This window comes from Aurantimonas sp. 22II-16-19i (assembly GCF_002088275.1).
Lineage (GTDB): Bacteria > Pseudomonadota > Alphaproteobacteria > Rhizobiales > Rhizobiaceae > Jiella.
The window spans coordinates 82,136-98,384 of record NZ_AQQS01000017.1 but is presented as its reverse complement, the minus strand read 5'-3'; the positions used below and the strand labels follow the sequence as shown (position 1 = coordinate 98,384).

General features: G+C 69.8%; 14 protein-coding genes. 6 read left to right on the top strand and 8 right to left on the bottom strand.

Annotation, left to right across the window (positions count from 1 at the left end):
• Window positions 1–460: 460 nt before the first annotated feature.
• The 3 genes from ATO4_RS14790 to rpmB all read right to left on the bottom strand — a co-directional run bounded on the left by ATO4_RS14790 (window position 461) and on the right by rpmB (window position 2,025).
• Window positions 461–1,144 carry a queuosine precursor transporter gene (locus tag ATO4_RS14790; RefSeq protein WP_083592299.1) on the bottom strand — a complete coding sequence of 228 codons (684 nt, stop codon included), beginning with the start codon at window positions 1,142–1,144 and terminating at the stop codon, window positions 461–463.
• 37 nt (window positions 1,145–1,181) lie between these two features.
• On the bottom strand, window positions 1,182–1,619 hold the full coding sequence (locus tag ATO4_RS14785) for a hypothetical protein (RefSeq protein ID WP_083592298.1): 438 nt from the start codon (window positions 1,617–1,619) through the stop codon (window positions 1,182–1,184).
• A 100-nt stretch (window positions 1,620–1,719) separates the two neighbouring features.
• Window positions 1,720–2,025, bottom strand: a complete 306-nt coding sequence (rpmB, locus tag ATO4_RS14780) for a 50S ribosomal protein L28 (protein WP_083592320.1) — start codon at window positions 2,023–2,025, stop codon at window positions 1,720–1,722.
• A 276-nt stretch (window positions 2,026–2,301) separates the two neighbouring features.
• Between rpmB and ATO4_RS14775 the strand changes: the two genes are divergently transcribed.
• From ATO4_RS14775 to ATO4_RS14760, 4 genes are all read left to right on the top strand, one after another.
• Complete coding sequence (locus tag ATO4_RS14775; RefSeq protein ID WP_083592297.1) at window positions 2,302–3,093, top strand: DUF3108 domain-containing protein; 792 nt, start codon at window positions 2,302–2,304, stop codon at window positions 3,091–3,093.
• A gap of 168 nt (window positions 3,094–3,261) precedes the next feature.
• A complete protein-coding gene (locus ATO4_RS14770; protein ID WP_176223001.1) occupies window positions 3,262–5,601 on the top strand; it encodes a DUF2610 domain-containing protein in 2,340 nt (779 codons plus the stop codon).
• 354 nt (window positions 5,602–5,955) lie between these two features.
• Window positions 5,956–6,819, top strand: coding sequence for a PRC-barrel domain-containing protein (locus ATO4_RS14765; RefSeq protein WP_176223000.1), 864 nt, complete (start codon window positions 5,956–5,958; stop codon window positions 6,817–6,819).
• A gap of 240 nt (window positions 6,820–7,059) precedes the next feature.
• Window positions 7,060–8,226 (top strand): MFS transporter, encoded by a 1,167-nt coding sequence (locus tag ATO4_RS14760; protein WP_083592294.1) that lies wholly within the window; start codon window positions 7,060–7,062, stop codon window positions 8,224–8,226.
• A gap of 29 nt (window positions 8,227–8,255) precedes the next feature.
• On the opposite strand, the gene recQ is transcribed toward ATO4_RS14760, so the two are convergent.
• The 3 genes from recQ to ATO4_RS14745 all read right to left on the bottom strand — a co-directional run bounded on the left by recQ (window position 8,256) and on the right by ATO4_RS14745 (window position 11,718).
• Window positions 8,256–10,058, bottom strand: a complete 1,803-nt coding sequence (recQ, locus tag ATO4_RS14755) for a DNA helicase RecQ (RefSeq protein ID WP_083592319.1) — start codon at window positions 10,056–10,058, stop codon at window positions 8,256–8,258.
• An 84-nt stretch (window positions 10,059–10,142) separates the two neighbouring features.
• Window positions 10,143–10,604, bottom strand: coding sequence for a hypothetical protein (locus ATO4_RS14750; RefSeq protein ID WP_083592293.1), 462 nt, complete (start codon window positions 10,602–10,604; stop codon window positions 10,143–10,145).
• A gap of 151 nt (window positions 10,605–10,755) precedes the next feature.
• Window positions 10,756–11,718 carry a helix-turn-helix domain-containing protein gene (locus ATO4_RS14745; protein WP_083592292.1) on the bottom strand — a complete coding sequence of 321 codons (963 nt, stop codon included), beginning with the start codon at window positions 11,716–11,718 and terminating at the stop codon, window positions 10,756–10,758.
• A gap of 354 nt (window positions 11,719–12,072) precedes the next feature.
• On the opposite strand from ATO4_RS14745, the gene ATO4_RS14740 reads away from it, so the two are divergent.
• A complete protein-coding gene (locus ATO4_RS14740) occupies window positions 12,073–12,672 on the top strand; it encodes a hypothetical protein (protein ID WP_139802460.1) in 600 nt (199 codons plus the stop codon).
• 139 nt (window positions 12,673–12,811) lie between these two features.
• Here the strand turns inward: ATO4_RS14740 and ATO4_RS14735 are convergent, their stop codons facing one another.
• Entirely contained in the window at window positions 12,812–13,879 is a 1,068-nt protein-coding gene (locus ATO4_RS14735; RefSeq protein ID WP_083592290.1) for an aldo/keto reductase, read from the bottom strand.
• 219 nt (window positions 13,880–14,098) lie between these two features.
• The gene (locus ATO4_RS14730; protein WP_083592289.1) at window positions 14,099–15,355 is read right to left on the bottom strand and encodes an AGE family epimerase/isomerase; all 1,257 of its coding nucleotides are present in this window, start codon (window positions 15,353–15,355) and stop codon (window positions 14,099–14,101) included.
• A gap of 391 nt (window positions 15,356–15,746) precedes the next feature.
• Between ATO4_RS14730 and ATO4_RS14720 the strand changes: the two genes are divergently transcribed.
• Complete coding sequence (locus ATO4_RS14720) at window positions 15,747–16,220, top strand: hypothetical protein (RefSeq protein ID WP_210191079.1); 474 nt, start codon at window positions 15,747–15,749, stop codon at window positions 16,218–16,220.
• Window positions 16,221–16,249: the final 29 nt, after the last annotated feature.

The following is a 16,249-nucleotide window of genomic DNA, read 5'->3' as shown; positions in this document are numbered from 1 at the left end:
CACCCAAGGGCCGCGACACAAGGCGGCATCGGCGATCTGGACTGGAGCCCGGGTCAGGCCCTGCAAGATGCACACGTCTCCTGTCGGACACGAACGAGCGGCCGCCTGTTCTCCGGTTCGACGTCGCAGAACCGGTCAAAGCACACGAAGCTTCGTCATCCCGGGCTTGACCCGGGATCCATTCCAAATCATCGACACCGCAGCGACAGAGCAATCCGAAGTCGTTGAATCTTCTGGAGTGATTGGCTGGTTCCAGGGCAGAGGAATGGATCCCGGGTCAAGCCCGGAATGACGAAGCTTCGATCGTCGCAACCTTTATCCGGCGCCGATGCCGCCAGCACGAGCCGCCGACGAAGAACCGGACGAGCGGCACCCGGAGGATGGAGCGGGATGCCGATCGAAGCCGATCTCATCCTGCTCTGACGTTCCAGGCGCAATGCGCTTGGTCTGATGCCCGCCCTCAGGCCGCGTGCGGCCGGTAGGGCATGAAGCGCTGCATGATCACCCGGTAGGGAATCAGCGCGATGGCGGAGACCGCCAGCTTCACCGTGAAGTCGCCGATCGCCCAGGACACCCAGCGCGGCGCCTCCTGCGAGAACATCCCGAGCAGCGGCGCGCTCTCGAGGGCGAAATCGTCGCTGGCGCCGATGAAGACGAAAAGCGGCGCGAAGGCGATGGTGAAGAAGGTCAGCGTGTCCAGCACCGAGCCGCTCAGCGACGAGAAGGCCGGCGCCCGCCACCAGCTGTCCTGGCGCATCCGGGTGAACACCGCGACGTCGAGGAGTTGCGCCAGAAGGAAGGCGCCGCCCGAGGCGACGGCGATGCGGAACAGCCGGTCGGCCGTGGTCGCAAATCCCAAGAGCCCCATGTCGTGGAGCAGCGGCGGCACCAGCAGCGAGCAGAGCACCGCTGCGGCAAAGCCGGCGAACACCACGCGACGCGCCACCTTCGGCCCGTGCCGGCGGTTGGTGAGGTCGGTGACGAGGAATGCGAAGGGATAGGTGAACGAGCCGTAGGTCAGAAGGTCGGCGAGCTGCAGCCCCCCGACTTCGGCGAACACCGGATACTGCACCGCGACGTTGGAGGCGAGCACGATGGCCGCCATCGCGGCGATTGGCAGGGCGTAGATCTTCGAGAACGACATTTTTTTATCCTGGGTAATGGAACCAGCGGCAGATCAGCTAGTCGTCGCTGTCGCCACGTGCATGAATCGCCTCGACGAGCGCCTGGCGTTCCGGGCTGTCGGGGCCGCGGAGGATCTCGCGCTCCTGCGAGGAGACGGTGGTGCCGACGAAGCCCCGCTCGCGCATGCAGGCGATGGCGAGGCGATTCTTCGCCTTGGACCTCGCGACGCCGCGAATCGCGCCCGCGCCGAGATTGGCGACCGCGCCCCCGGAAATCGCGCCGTCGGAGCTGCGTCCGCTGCGGACCTGGTCCTGGGCGACGTCCCAGCAGGCGCCGGCGATTTCCTGGGTCTCCGCCCAGCTGACGCCGGGCCGCACGAAGTCGCGCGGTCCCGCGCAGCCCGCGACCAGCAGGGTCAGCAAGACGACGGCGCCGGAGCGCAGGCGGCCCGGGATCGGCAGGGGGCGAATGCGCCGGCGGCGACCTTCGAGCATCGGCTTATGGCTCCTGCAGCGTCGCCACGACACGGAGGGGCGACGGGACCGATCTGGTCCCGCGCCCCGCAGACGCGTCGTGTCGCGGCCTTGCGGCCGATCAGGCGGCGACGGTGGTGGTGGTGTCGCCGACCTTCTTGGCGATCTGGCGCTTCAGCAGGCGGGCCCGCTGGGACAGATCCGTCTCGCTCGCCTTCATCAGGAAGGCGTCGAGGCCGCCGCGGTGCTCGACCGTGCGCAGCGCATGGGCCGAAACGCGCAGCCGGAAACGCTGGCCGAGCGCGTCGGAGATCAGCGTGACGTTGCACAGGTTGGGCAGGAAGCGCCGACGCGTCTTGTTGTTCGCGTGGGACACGTTGTTGCCGGTCAGGACGGCCTTGCCGGTCAGTTCGCAAGCGCGTGACATCGGATCACCTTTCAGGATATCGCCAAACCATTCGAGAGCGCGCCGCCGTATGAACGGCGCGATCATCGCTTGATGGGCATGATCGGGAAAATCCCGCGCTTCATAGTCGTGATCGCTGGAAGCGTCAAGTTTTCGCGAAGCTTCCGGATGAACACGCGACTGTGGCCCGGTCCACCTCGCCAAGGCCGCCGGCATCGCTATAGACTCGCCGCAACCATCATCTGCCGGAAGTGTTCCGGCAGACGTTCCGACCTCTCAACGGATGCGGCCTTCCCCATGCGCCTTGCGCGATTCGCGACCACCCTCGCCGCTCTCTGCGGCCTGACCCTGTCCCTCCAGCAGGCGGGCGCCGCCCCCCGCCAGACCGTGACCACCGAATACGGCATGGCGCTGATCGGCCTGATCATCGGCAAGGCGTCCTTCGACACGGTCATCGACGAGCGCTCCTTCTCCGTGAAGGGCCGGATGTCCTCGGCCGGCCTCGGCTCGCTGGTCTCGCGCACCGGCGGCACCAGCGAGGTCTCCGGCAGCGTCACCCCCCGCGGCTTCGCGGCGACGCGCTACGGCCTCGACTACACCTCCGACGGCAAGCGCTGGAAGAGCGACGTGCGCTTCCGCTCCGGCCGGGTGGCGGCCTCCGACGTCAGCCCGAAGCGCTCGCGCAACGAGAAGCCCTCCTATGTGCCGGTCCAGCGCTCGCAGCTCGCCTCCGTCGTCGATCCGCTGTCCGGCCTGATGATCCGCACCGGCGATGCCGCCAGCGTCTGCCGGCGCACCCTCCCCCTCTATGACGGCTGGTCGCGTCTCGACCTGCGCCTGTCGCCGGGCGGCAGCAACCGCGTGTCGCTCACCGGCTACAGGGGCGACGCGCAGGTCTGCCGGGTCCGGATCGCCCCGGTCAGCGGCTACGACCGCAATTCCAAGGGCCTGAAGTTCCTGCAGGGCCAGACCATCGAACTGTGGTTCGCGCCGATCGCCCGGCCGGATGTCTACGTCCCGGTCTATGCCAAGATCCCGACCACCATCGGTCCGCTGACGCTGCAGGCGACCTCCGTCACGGTCAAGTAGTTCGCCCGAAGCGGCCGGTCGAAGCGCCGACCGCGGCGCCTCGCCGCCGGCAGATCACGTGATGTTCGATGGCGGGCGGTGATTCTCCCCTTCATCGAAGGTGACAGACTGCGGCTTTTCATCCATGGTTCCGGCTGCGTTGCTTCCCAGCCACGGATGCCGTCTGCAATGAAGCTCGTTCTGGCGCTCGTCGCACTGGTCTTCACCGTCCTCAGCTCTTCGTCTTCCTTTGCGGCAAACCGGATCGCCCTCGTCATCGGCAACGATGCCTATCTGCATCTGCGGGCGGACAACCAGCTCGAGCGGGCGGGCACCGACGCCGCTGCGGTCGGCAACGCGCTGGAGAGCATCGGCTTTGAGGTCCTGCGCGGCCACAACCTCGCCCGCCGCGAGATGCTGCAGATGATCCGCCGGCTGCGCGAGGCGGTGCGGCCCGGCGACATCGCGCTGGTCTTCTATGCCGGCCACGGCGTCGCCATCGAGGGCACCAACTATCTGCTGCCCACCGACATCCGCCCCTCGACCGAAAGCCGCATCGCCGAGGCGGCGATTCCGGAAACCCGCATCGAGCAGGATCTGCTCGAGGCCGGCGCCCGGACCGGCATCCTGATTCTCGACGCCTGCCGGAACAACCCGTTCCCCCCGACGGCGCGCTCGATCGGCCGGTCGCGCGGCCTTGCCTCTTCCAGAGAGACGCCGGGCATCTTCAAGATGTTTTCGGCCGGCACCGGCCAGGTCGCCATCGAGACCCTCGGCACCGGCGACGACGATCCCAATTCGCTGTTCACGCGGGTGCTGCTCGGCGAACTGGTGAAGCCGGAGCAGAGCCTGATCGACCTCACCTATGCGGTGAAGGGCCGGGTGCTGGATCTCTCCGGCGGCCGCCAGAGCCCCGCCTATTACGACGGCGGGTTCGCCAACGACGTCTATCTCGCCGGCCGCGCCGAAGCGGTCGTGGCCACCGTGCAGCCGGCACCGACCTTGCTGGCCCCGCCAGTCCTGCCAGCCCCGCCACCCCAGGAAGTTCCGGTCGCTCCCGCAGCGCCCGTCGCTCCGCCAGCGACGGCAACCCGGCCCGAGCCGCCCGCGCTTCCCTGCACCGGCGCATCCGCCCATTTCGCCGTCGCCCAGAAGCTCGGGACGCGCGCCGCGCTGGAGGCGCATCTCGGCTTCTACGGAGCGTGCCCCTACGCGCCCTTCGCCCAGAGCCTGCTCGAAGGGCTGGGGACCGTTGCGGCGCCCCAGGCTCTCCTCGCCGCACCGCCGGAGGTCGAGGGCGCCGCCCGGGTGGCCCGCGCCCGGCAGGCCGTCGCCGATTGCGATCGTCTCGCCGCCAGCGACGCCGACCGCCGCCGCGGCATCCGCGGCGTCGCCTTCGCGGCGATCGATACCGCCCGGGCGATTCCCGCCTGCGAGGCCGCCGTCGCGGCGCGCCCGGACGACGCGCGGCTGCAGTTCCAGTTCGGCCGGGCCCTCGAAGCCTCCGGCACGCGGCCGGGCGACGTCGCCGCCGCCTACCGCAGGTCCGCCGATCTCGGCTTCGCGCTGGCGCAATTCAGTCTCGGCAGCCTCCATGCCGCCGGCAAAGGCGTGCCCCGGGACTATGCCGAGGCCGTGACGCTGTTCCGCAAGGCCGCCGAGCACGAGCTGCCGGCCGCCGAGAACGCTCTGGCCGGCATGTATGAGAGGGGCCTCGGCGTGCCGCCCGACGTCACCGCGGCGCTCATCTGGTACGAGCGCGCCGCCGCCAACGGGCACCTCGCCGCCCATGGCAACGCCGCCCGCATCCTCACCGGCAACGTCTTCGGCAAGACTACCCACTTTGCCCGGGCCGCCGACCACTGGCGCGCGGCGGCCGCGGCCGGCGACACCGATGCCGCCCTGAAGCTCGCCGTCGCGATCAGGGACGGCCAGGTCGCGCCGCGCTCGGGCGAGGAGATGATGGAGAGCTTCGACGCCGCGGCGCGCACCGGCCGCGCCGACGCCCTCCTCGCCCTCGCCGAGATGCACCTCGACCGACGCCATTTCCGCGATGCGCTCGATCTCGCCTATCGCGCCTACGACATCGCGTCCGAGGCGGACATCGCCACCGAGAACGGCTGGCCGCCGCTGCAATTCCTGTCCGCCTCGCTGATCGTCAAGGTGGTGCGCCAGGCCCGGACGCTGCCGCGCTCCCACCGCGAATACGAGACGTTCCGCAAGGACTTCGCCGGCGCCGGCTTCCGGCGCTTCACGGTCCCGGCCACCTGCGCCGGCACGCGGATCGCCTTTTCCGTCTATGCCTGGGACTGGTCCCGCGACACCGACATGGTGACGCCACAGCTGGAATGGCTGGAGAAGGCCAGGAGCTGCAGCGTCCCCGACGGGATCGCCACCAGCTTCCGCAAGGCGTTCGAACTCGCCCGCGAGCGCAACCTCGGCTATGGCGAACTCATCGCCGATACCCTGCGCGAGGCCCGCAAGGCGCCCGCCGGCGACACCGTCGACATGGCGCGCGACACGCCCTGAGCCCCTGGCGGCGCCGGACGTCGTCGCCGCCGTCGGCAGCCGGGCTCCGCGCGGCGATGACGGTGGCGGCGAGCTGGCGCCCTGCTTCGGGCGGACAGCCCTCCGCATCTCGCCGCCCGCCAATGCCTTGGCCCGACCTGCCGGGGAGCGTCCAACGGGCGCCGGCGGCGGCGCTCCTGAACGGTGAGGCAGCGAGCCGTCACCCCGCTTGACGTTTCGCCGCACAACGACTCGCCATGAAACTCTCCCCGGATGCGTCCGTTGACCTCGCGAGTGCCGTCCGGCGACCGCCCCGACCCGCCGGCGCCGGCGGCGCCCCGCAAAACAATGCCACGCAACACGGAGGAACTGACGATGCGCACCGCAACCGCCATCACTCTCGTCACCGCCATGGGATTTGCCGCCTCGCCGGTCATGGCGCAGGACACGAACGACCAGATTCAGACGAATGCGACGCAGCCCGATGCCGCCCAGACCACCAGCGGGAATGCTTCGAACTCGCCCATGGCCTCGAGCCGGAACCGTGAGGTCGTCTCCCTGCCCGACTGGCATCCCGACGTCACCGGCGCCAACGTCCAGAGCATCGAGGCGCTGATCGACGAGGACGTCATCGACGCCAATGGCGAGGACATCGGCGACGTCGAGAACGTCATGTTCGATGCCGAGGGCAAGGCCGTCTCGATCGTCGCCGAAGTGGGCGGCGTCTGGGACATCGGCGACACCCACGTCAGCATCCCCTGGAGCGATCTCGAATTCTCCGGCAACGGCGTGATCGTGCCGGTCACCGAGGATACGATCGACGAGTTCTCGCTGTTCGAGACCGAGACCCTCGGGGCGGATACCGCTGCGAGCCAGGTCACCGAGCTCGAAGGCGGCTGGTTCTCCGACGTCGACACCGGCCCGCGCGTCTGGCGCGCCGCCGAGCTCATCGACGACTATGCCCGCTATCAGGACGACAGCCGCTGGAACAACTACGGCTATGTCGACGACATCCTCGTCGACAACGGGTCGATCTCCGCCGTCGTCGTGCGGCCGGACCGCAGCTACGGGGGCAACAACGGCCTCTTCGCCTATCCCTTCTACGGCTACGATTATGGCTGGTCGCCGGGCCTTGCGAACTACGATCTTCCCTATGACCGGTCGACCCTCGATGCGCGCGAGCCGATGGAAGGCGTCGTCGGTAACGCGGCGAACCGCACCACCGACTCGGCCGGCTGAGGAGAAATCCGACCCGCCGAATGTCGAACGGAAGGCCGGGCTCCTCGCGAGCCCGGCCTTTTGCCGGCCCGCCGGTCACCCGTTGCCGGTCGCCCCGCGCAGTTGGCCGCCCGGGCGCAGTCGACGATCGCGAAAGCGGGCCGTGACCGCTCCGGCGGAGACCCGGCTCCCCGCCCTTGTCCCCCGAAAGATTCCACGTCCGTCGGCGGCACGGCTGCCGCGAGGATCGGAGGCCCGATCATGAAGCTCCAGACACGGATCGCCGCAACGGGCTTCGTCGCGACCGCCGTCACCTTCGGTCCCGGGCGGATGGCCTATGGGATGTTCCTTCCCCAGCTGCGAGAGGCCTTCGGCATCGGCACGGGCGCTGCCGGAGCCATCGCCGGCAGTGCCTTCGCCGCCTTCTTCTGCGGCCTCTTCGCCACCGGCTGGCTGACGCCGCGCCTTGGGCCGCGGCTGCCGGTTCTCGTCGGCGGCCTCTTCGCGGTGCTCGGCTGCGCCCTCACCGCGGTGGCACCCGATGTCGTCCTGATGAGCATCGGCGTCGCTCTGGCCGCGGCCAGCGCCGGCTTTGCCTGGACGCCGTTCAACACGATGGCCGAACAGGCCGTCGCCGAAGACCGCCAGAAGCGCGTCCTGTCGATCGTCAGCACTGGCACCGCCTTCGGCATCATCGGCGCCGGGCTCCTGGCCTCGGGCCTGGCCTATTTCGGCCAGTCCTGGCGCATCGCCTGGGGCGCGTTCGCCGCCACGGGCCTTGCCGTCGTCCTCGCCCCCATGTTCCTTCTTTCGCGCAAGGACGGGTTCGAGCGGGGCGGCCGCCTCGACATCGGCGGCGTCATGCGCCGGCTCCGGTGCCGCGAGGCCCTGCCCCTCTATGGCTTCGCGCTCTCCTTCGGCGCCAGCAACGGCACCTATCTCTCCTACTGGATCGACCACATCTCACAGGCGGGCGGCCTCTCGGGTCTTCCCGCCGAAATGATCGGGCCCGTCCTCTTCGTCGCCTTCGGCCTTGCCGGCTGCCTCGGCCTCCTGACCGGCGACGTCGAGGAGAGGATCGGCCTTCGCGCTTTGCTCTCGGGTCTGTTCACCGCCTCGGCCGCCTCCCTGCTGCTGCTGGCCTTCCTGCCCGGCAGCTGGAGCGGCGTCGTCGCCTCGGCCGCCCTGCAGGGCCTCTGCGTGATGGCGCTCAGCGCCGTCTATTCCTTCTGGAGCGAGCGCCTGTTCCCGGACATCGCCTCCGCCAGCTTCACCGCCGTCCTGATGCTCTACGCCACCGGCAACGTCGTCGCGCCGCCGCTCGCCGGCCTGATGAGCGGCGGGTTGGGCCTTGGCATGACGCTCGCCGCCTTCGGCGGCCTGTCGCTCGCCTCCCTCCTCATGGTGCCGCGCGTGAAGAACGTCTGATCGGTCGCCGGACGCCGACCTGCCCGGCGTCAGGCGTGCTCGGCGATCACCAGCAGGAAGGCCGGCCCGTAGCGGTCGAGCTTGGCGGCGCCGACACCCGGCACATTGGCCATCTCGGCCCTCGATGTCGGCCGCGCCGCCGCGAGCTCGATCAGCGTCTTGTCGTGGAAGATCACATAGGGCGGCACGTTCTGCAGGCGGGCGATCTCCATCCGCTTCTGGCGCAACAGCTGGAAGAGGTCCCGGTCTGCCTCGGGAACGACGGCGGCGGGCCCCGGGCCCGACGCGGCCTTGCCGCGCCGGGCGCGCGGCGCCGGCGGCACGCGCAGCATCAGCACCGGCTTCTCGCGCAGGAAGTCCCGGCCGGCCTCGGCGATCGACAGGCCGCCATGGCCGGCGAGATCGACGGCGACGAGGCGCAGCGCGATCAGCTGGCGCAGGATCCCCCGCCACATCCGGCTGTCATGCTCCTTGCCGATGCCGAAGGTGGAGATCTTGTCGTGGCCGAACTGGGCGATGCGCTCGTTCTCGACCCCGAGCAGGACGTCGACGACATAGGCCTGCCCGAAGCGCTCGCCGGTGCGGTAGATGCAGGACAGCGCCTTCTGGGCCGCGATCGTGCCGTCGAACAGCTTCGGCGGCTCGGCGCAGGTGTCGCAGTTGCCGCAGGGCTCGCAATGGTCGCCGAAATAGGACAGGAGCACCTGCCGCCGGCAGCCGGCCGTCTCGGCGAGGCCGAGAAGCGCGTCGAGCTTGCCGCGCTCGGTCCGCTTGCGCTGCTCCGGCGCATCGGACTCCTCGATGAAGCGGGTGCGCAGCGCGATGTCCTCGTGGCCGTAGAGCATCAGCGTGTCGGAGGGCAGCCCGTCGCGCCCGGCCCGGCCGGTCTCCTGATAGTAGGCCTCCATGCTGCCCGGCAGGTCGAGATGGGCGACGAAGCGCACGTCCGGCTTGTCGATGCCCATGCCGAAGGCGATGGTCGCGACCATGACCACCGCCTCGCCATGCTGGAAGCGCTGCTGGTTGGCCTCGCGGTCGGCCTTGTCCATGCCGGCGTGATAGGTCAGCGCGTCGTAGCCCTCGGTGCGCAGCCAGGCGGCAGTCTCCTCCGTCTTGCGCTTCGACAGGCAGTAGACGATGCCGCTCTCGCCCTCGTGGCGCCTCAGGAAATCCTTCAGCTGCGCCCGCGGATTGTCCTTCTCCTCGATGGCATAGCGGATGTTCGGCCGGTCGAAGCCGGCGATGAAGGCGTCCTCGTCCGCGATCTGCAGATGCGCCAGGATCTCGGCCCGCGTCGGCTCGTCCGCCGTCGCCGTCAGCGCCATGCGGGGCGTGTTAGGAAACTGCTCCGCCAGAACGTCGAGCTGGCGGTAGGACGGGCGGAAGTCGTGGCCCCATTGGGACAGGCAGTGCGCCTCGTCGATGGCGATCAGCGACAGCCGCGCCCGGGACAGCCGCTCCAGCACGCCGCCACGCAGAAGCGTCTCCGGCGCGACATAGAGAAGGTCGAGCTCGCCCGTCTCGATGGCGCTCCACAGATCGCGCCGCTCTTCCGGCGGAAGGTCGGAGTTCAGCGCCGCCGCCCGCACCCCCGCCTGGCGCAGCGCCGCCACCTGGTCGGCCATCAGCGCCAGGAGCGGCGAGACGATCAGCCCCATGCCGGGCCGGGCGATGGCCGGGATCTGGTAGCACAGCGACTTGCCGCCCCCCGTCGGCATCAGGACGAAGGCGTTGCGGCCGGCGATCACATGCTCGACGATCCGCGCCTGCGGGCCGCGGAACGCGTCATAGCCATAGACGGTCTTGAGAATTTCGAGAGCTTCGGCAGTCATCGGCAGTCGCATGGCAGGTCACGGGAACGCTCTCCATAGCAGATTCGCCGCGCCGGCGGTGACGGGGGTTCGCCGCCTGCGACTTCACGATCCCTTGGCAGGATGGGACGGACGACCACCGGCTCGAGGCGATACGCCGAGCGATGCGGCGACGCCGGTCGGGCTTGGGTCGCAGAGGCGCAGAGGCGCAGAGGCGCAGAGGCGCAGGCCGATATTGGCGACAGCCGTCGCCGGCACGGCGCCGAGCATGGCTCCCCCCGCCGTCAGGATGCGGTCGATGACCGACGGGTCCGGCCTCGCCCTCGATCCCCGCGTGTCTTCGCCAAAAACCGGAATGGGCAGAGCGGCGCCCTCGCCATGAGCGGGTGCGCGCCCAGGGAGTTCTTCGGGATCGACGGCCAGTGCGGCCCGGCGATCTTCGGGAAGCGCGCCGGCGAAGGGCGAGGCGGCCACGCAGATCGCCATGACGATGGCAGGGACGAGGACGGCCGTCGAAGGCCTGCCCGACCGCAGCACCTGATAATCGTGGAAGCGTCCGTGAAGCATCGTCGCCCTCCCATACGGAGCGACGATCGTAGCCGTTGCTGGCCCGCCGGAGTTAGTCGGGGCGTCCCACCGAGAACCGGCCGGATTGTGCCGCACGTTCCATTCCGCTCTGGCGTCGCGGCCGGTGCGCGGTCTCTCCGTCCGTCCCGGCCTACAGCCCCTGCAGCCAGGCCGCGAACGGGCGCTCGTTCAACGGCGACTCCCCGCGCTCGCCGGCGTCCGCGCCGTCGCGGGCAAGCCGGCGGACCTCGCTCGGCGTGCGGCCGAAGCGCTGGCGGAAGCTGCGGGAGAACTGCGACTCGCTGGCAAAGCCGAGGCCATGGGCGATGGTGCCGATGAGCCGCAGGTCGCGGCTGTCGCCGAGCGCCCGGTAGGCCTGCTCCAGACGCCGCTCGAGGATATAGGCGGCAACCCCGCCGAAGGGTTCGAAGAGCCGGTAGAGCGTCGAGCGGGAGACGCCGATCCGCGCGACGATGAGGTCGGGTCCGAGACGCGGATCATGCAGGTTCCGGCGGATGAACTGCTGCGCCCGCAGGGTCACCGCTCTCGCCACGGCGGCCCGGCCCCGGTCGAGCGCCAGGGGCCGCCGGGACAGGGTCGCGCCGATCAGGTCGACCAGCGCGGTGGCGGTCCCGTCGGCCTGGTCCTGCCGCAGGGTCGGGGCGTGCTGGCTGAGAAGCCGGATGAAATCCTTCAGAAGCTCCGTCCCGGCGTCGGGCACGACCCGCCCGTGCAGCGTCTCGGCGTCGGGCACCGCATCGGTCATGACGTCGCGCGGCAGGATGATGGAGACGTTGTGCGGCGCGATCGGCGCGAAGTCGGCGAGCTCCTGGCCGAAATCCACGACGTTGAGCACCGTCTCCGACGCTGTCGCATCCACCCGCAGCATGAAATGGTCGAGCATGTCGGTGCGCAGCTTCTTCTTGCGCCGGGCGAAGAAGAACGGGCTGGTCCGCATGTCGCTGACGATGACGCGGCCGAGATGCGTGCTCTCGACGCTGATGTCGAACGGTGCCTCGTCGCCGAACTGCGCTTCGAACATGACACCGACGCGTTCGCTCCAGATGCCCCGGTCCGTCGACCGCAGCAGTCGGCTCGCAACGGCCTTGCTCATTCCCGGCTGGTCCTCTTCATCCCGTCGTCGCCCGTTCCGCCGTCTCGCCGCCACGCTTCGATGCCGAATCGCAGAGGCCGCGATCCACCCGCCGCCCCCCTGCGACGGCGGCGCACGCGCCTGTCCGCGCGGAATGAGACAGGACGCCAAGAATGATAGCCTGGCGCGAGACGCCGTGAATATCCCCCGCGGCGACGGATCATCTAATCTTGCGCCTGCCGCGACGGGGTCTGGCGGGAGGCGGCGCGCGAGACCCGGGCGGTCATCCGGAACGCCGGCCGAGCGCGCTGCTCCACGGCACGCCGCCGGTCGCCGGCCTGCCGCAGAAATCAATCCACACAAGAGTTGATCGACATGATTCGCAGATACTGGCCCATCGTGCTGCCCCTGCTTCTCGCGGCGGCAGGCTGCCAGACGAGCGCGGAGGCGGTGAGTACCGTCAACGCCACCTGGGTCGGACGCCCGGCGGACGACTTCTTCTCGCGCTATGGCGCGCCCTACTCGACCTCCCCCCGCCAGGATGGCGGCGCGATCTATTCCTGGCGCGGCGGCGAACAGACCCTGGCGGTCAACACCGCGCCGCGCCCGCCGGCCTTCCCTCCGTCTCCCTTCGGCACCACGCCGGCGGGCCAGCCCACTCCGGCACCGCTCTTCGGCGACACGACGTCCCGCACCACGTCCAATTCCTGGGTCCGCGCCGACGGCACCAAGGTGACGGAAACCCGAAGCCGAACCACCAGCGCCAGTGTCAATGTCGACACGACCAAGCTGGTCGGCTCGCTCCTCGGCGCCGCGGCGGGCCCCTCGGCGGCGCCGAAACCCGCGACGCGCACGATCGTCTGCGAACTGTCGATCACGGCCGATCCCGAAGGCGTCATCACCGCCCTCAGCGTGAAGCGCGACACCGAAGGCGCGTTTCTCAGCCTGTCGCGCTGCGGCGAGATCCTGAAGTAGGCGCGACGTCGCCTTCGGCGCCCATCTTCGCCCTCGCGGCCGAATCGCCCCACGAAGCCGCGAGGGGTCGAAGCACGATCGAGGCGGCCTGAGTGGCGGCCAGCGCCGCAACCCACCGCCTCGATCGCAGCTTGTCGCCTCACCCGAGCCCCATCGTCTCGCGGTAACCCTCCAGATACTCCCGCTCGGCCTCGCTGACCCGGTCCATGCCGTTCATCGCCCGGTGCCACAGCGGCACGATCGCCGGCGGCCGGCCGGCCCGCTCGATGCGCTTCGCCTGCTCTTCGGACAAGGTGAGGTCGATCGAGCCGAGATTGTCGCGAAGATGGTCCTCCGTCCGCGCGCCGACCGCGATGGAGTGGACGCCCGGCCGCTCGCGCAGCCAGGCCAGCACCACCTGCGGCACGCTGCGGCCGACCTCGTTCGAGACCTCCTTCAGGACGTCGATCACCCGGTAGAGCCGCTCGGTGTCGACGATGTGCGGCTCCGGCCAGTCGTTGCCCTGGCGGGTGCCCGGTTGCGGGCCGTTGTTCCGGTCGATCTTGCCGGTGAGGAGCCCCTCCCCGAGCGGGCTCCAGACCTGCGTCGCGACGCCGAGGTCGCGGCCGGCCGGAATGATCTCGTATTCGACCTCGCGGGCCTCCGGCGTATAGTTCAGCTGGTGGGCGACCGGCGGCGTCGCGCCGAGGAGCTTTGCCGTCATCACGGTCTTGGCCACCTGCCAGCCGCCATAGTTGGAGACGCCCCAGGAGCGGATCTTGCCCGCCCGGATCAGGTCGTCCATCACCGCGACGGTCTCCTCCACCGGGGTGACGCCGTCCCACTGGTGGATCCAGTAATGGTCGATCCAGTCGGTCTGCAGCCGCTTCAGGCTGTCGTCGATCTGGCCCATGATGTGGGCCCGCGAGGCGCCGGCCATGTTGGGGCCCTCGCCCATCGTCGTGCGGACCTTCGAGAAGATCAGAAGCTCGTTCCGCCGGCCCTTCACCGCCTCGCCGACGACCTTCTCGCTGTCGCCCTTCGAATAGATGTTGGCCGTGTCGATGGCGTTGACCCCGGCCTCCCGGGCGATGTCGATGAAGCGCTTCGCGTCCTTAACGCCGACATTGCCGGTCTTCTCGAAGCCGTTGGTGCCGCCGAAGGTCACGGTGCCGAGCACGAAGGTCGAGACCATCATGCCGGAATTGCCGAAGCGGGCGTATTGCATGGGATTGCTCCTCTTGCCGGTCGGACATGCCGGGAAGGCTCTGCCTTCGAGGCCTGTCCGAAGGGCCGGTGACTGATCTGTGGTCGGCCCGCCTGGGGGGCCGCTCGTCTCGGATGGCCAACGGATGGGGCGCGCATCCGTTTCAACCGGCCGCCGCCGCGGCCCGCCGGCTCGCCGGGGCCGAACTTGCCGGGGCCGGAACCTCGGCGAGAACGCGCCTCACCCCTGAAGTTCGCCCCGCGCCAGGGCGCCGGGAATCGAGGCGGCGATCGGCAGGCGCGGCGTCAGCGTCGGCTGGTAGGCATGATAGAGATCCGGCTTGCCGGTGTAGATGCGTTCCGAGGGCCGGTTGTCGCGGTCCACCTCGTTCCACCAGCTGCCACCCCGCCGGTCGATGAGGGCGAGATCGACGTAGTCCCACAAGCGCGCGTACCAGTCGGCATAGTCCGCCTCGCCGGTCCGCCGGAACAATAGCGCCGCCGCGGTGATGCCCTCGGCCAGCGTCCAGTGCGCGGTATTGGGCACCGACACCTCGCCCGCCCAGCCGATGGTGTAGACGAGCCCGCTCGCCCCGTCCCGGTTCCAGCCGTCGCGCACTCCGCCGGCAAAGAGCTCCCGGGCGCATTCGACCAGCCATGCCGGCGCCGAGCGACCGGCGGCGGTCAGACCGGCCTCGAGCTTCAGGCAGAGATGCGACCATTCCAGCGAATGGCCGGGGGTCGTCCCATAGGGGCGGAAGGCGTGGTCCGGCTGGTCGCGGTGGAAGTCCGCAAGCAGCGTCCAGTCGCTGGTGAAATGTTCGGGGATGACGAAGCGGCGCTCGCGCGCCAGCCGGTTGGCGAAGCGATCGGCGATGCGCACCGACCGGTCGAGCCAGACCGCGTCGCCCGTCGCGTCGAACACCGCCAGGAAGGCCTCCAGCGCATGCATGTTGGCATTGGCGCCGCGATAGTCCTCCGCGTCGCTCCAGTCGGCCGCGAAGCTCTCGCGCATTGCACCTTCGTCCTCGGCCCAGAAGCGGTCCACGATCACCGCCTCGACCGATTTCAACAATTCGCCGGCGTCGGGCCGGCCAAGCATCGTCGCCGCCGACGCCGCCAGCGCCACGAAGGCCTGCACATAGGCCTTCTTGCGCCCGCCGCCGGAGGGCGAGCCCGGGTCCTGTTCGTGCCAGCCGCCATGGGCATCGTCGCAGAGCAGGCCGGACAGCGCCGCCAGCCCGTGGTCGACCAGCGGCACCGATCCCGGCAGGCCCTGCATGGCGGCGAGCGCGTAGGAATAGGTCATGCGGGCGGTGATGATGGTGTCGGCCACCGCCCCCTCCGGCCGCTCGCCGGTGGCATCGAGGCCGCAGAACCCGCCGGACGGCAGCCGCGAGGCCTTGGAGAAGTCGAGGAGCCTCTGGCCCTCGGCCACCAGCCAGTGCCGGTGCGCCGGCATGTCGATCGTCGCCACCGCTGTGTCCGCCTCAGCCATTGATGATCATCCCCCGTTCCCATGGATCGTCTGGCCGGTGACATAGGAGCCGTCGGCGTTTGCGGGAGGGACATCGGCCGGCGCCGCCTCGCCCGGCTGGCCGATCCGGAGCTTCCCCGCCAGCCTGCCGCTGCCGCAATCATTCGGCGTACCCGGTCCCGCCTGGACTCTCGGCCGCCCTTCGCGGCCGACAAGCCGATCGGTCCGCGTCACCCGCCGGCGATGTGACGCACCGCCCGCCGGATCGAGCCGCCGGAATTCGTCAGCCAGCCAACGGACCTCCTCCCGAAGACGTGATGGATCGGGTTGCTGGCCTCGGCCTCGGGCCTATGTCGAGGGGCAGGCAAGCAAATTCAACGCGATATCGATCGCGACCCGGAGGGACGGCGCCATGACCGACACCGCAGGCACGAACAGTCGCAGCTGGGGCTACTGGGCGGTGGTGGTCCTCGCCATCGTCCTCGTCCTCTTCGGACTGCCGATCTTCGGCGGCGGCGCCTATCTCATCTGGCTCGGCGGCTCCTGGTACTATCTCTTCGCCGGCATCGGCCTTCTCGTGACCGCCTGGTTCCTCGTCAAAGCCTCGATGGCGGCGGTCTGGGTCTATCTGGCGACCTTCGTCTTCACGCTGGTCTGGGCCTTCTGGGAAAAGGGCTTCGACTGGTGGGCGCAGGTGCCGCGGCTGGTGGCGCCGACCGTCATCCTCGTCCTCGTCCTCGCCACGATCCCGGTCCTGCGGAACGGCGGAAGGCGCCACGCCGCCCCCTCCGGCCCCCGCCATCCCGACCGCACCACCAGATCGCCCGACCGGACCCCGGCCGCGAGGCGCGGTTCCGGCGAGACCATCATCCCGACCGCCCGCTGAACGGCCCGACGTCCCGGAAACGCCCCTGC

What these genes read in the sequence shown, in the direction of transcription:
- ATO4_RS14790 (WP_083592299.1), bottom strand. Translation starts at nt 1,144, where the DNA reads ATGTCGTTCTCGAAGATCTACGCCCTGCCAATCGCCGCGATGGCGGCC.
- ATO4_RS14785 (WP_083592298.1), bottom strand. Translation starts at nt 1,619, where the DNA reads ATGCTCGAAGGTCGCCGCCGGCGCATTCGCCCCCTGCCGATCCCGGGC.
- rpmB (WP_083592320.1), bottom strand. Translation starts at nt 2,025, where the DNA reads ATGTCACGCGCTTGCGAACTGACCGGCAAGGCCGTCCTGACCGGCAAC.
- ATO4_RS14775 (WP_083592297.1), top strand. Translation starts at nt 2,302, where the DNA reads ATGCGCCTTGCGCGATTCGCGACCACCCTCGCCGCTCTCTGCGGCCTG.
- ATO4_RS14770 (WP_176223001.1), top strand. Translation starts at nt 3,262, where the DNA reads ATGAAGCTCGTTCTGGCGCTCGTCGCACTGGTCTTCACCGTCCTCAGC.
- ATO4_RS14765 (WP_176223000.1), top strand. Translation starts at nt 5,956, where the DNA reads ATGCGCACCGCAACCGCCATCACTCTCGTCACCGCCATGGGATTTGCC.
- ATO4_RS14760 (WP_083592294.1), top strand. Translation starts at nt 7,060, where the DNA reads ATGAAGCTCCAGACACGGATCGCCGCAACGGGCTTCGTCGCGACCGCC.
- recQ (WP_083592319.1), bottom strand. Translation starts at nt 10,058, where the DNA reads ATGACTGCCGAAGCTCTCGAAATTCTCAAGACCGTCTATGGCTATGAC.
- ATO4_RS14750 (WP_083592293.1), bottom strand. Translation starts at nt 10,604, where the DNA reads ATGCTTCACGGACGCTTCCACGATTATCAGGTGCTGCGGTCGGGCAGG.
- ATO4_RS14745 (WP_083592292.1), bottom strand. Translation starts at nt 11,718, where the DNA reads ATGAGCAAGGCCGTTGCGAGCCGACTGCTGCGGTCGACGGACCGGGGC.
- ATO4_RS14740 (WP_139802460.1), top strand. Translation starts at nt 12,073, where the DNA reads ATGATTCGCAGATACTGGCCCATCGTGCTGCCCCTGCTTCTCGCGGCG.
- ATO4_RS14735 (WP_083592290.1), bottom strand. Translation starts at nt 13,879, where the DNA reads ATGCAATACGCCCGCTTCGGCAATTCCGGCATGATGGTCTCGACCTTC.
- ATO4_RS14730 (WP_083592289.1), bottom strand. Translation starts at nt 15,355, where the DNA reads ATGGCTGAGGCGGACACAGCGGTGGCGACGATCGACATGCCGGCGCAC.
- ATO4_RS14720 (WP_210191079.1), top strand. Translation starts at nt 15,747, where the DNA reads ATGACCGACACCGCAGGCACGAACAGTCGCAGCTGGGGCTACTGGGCG.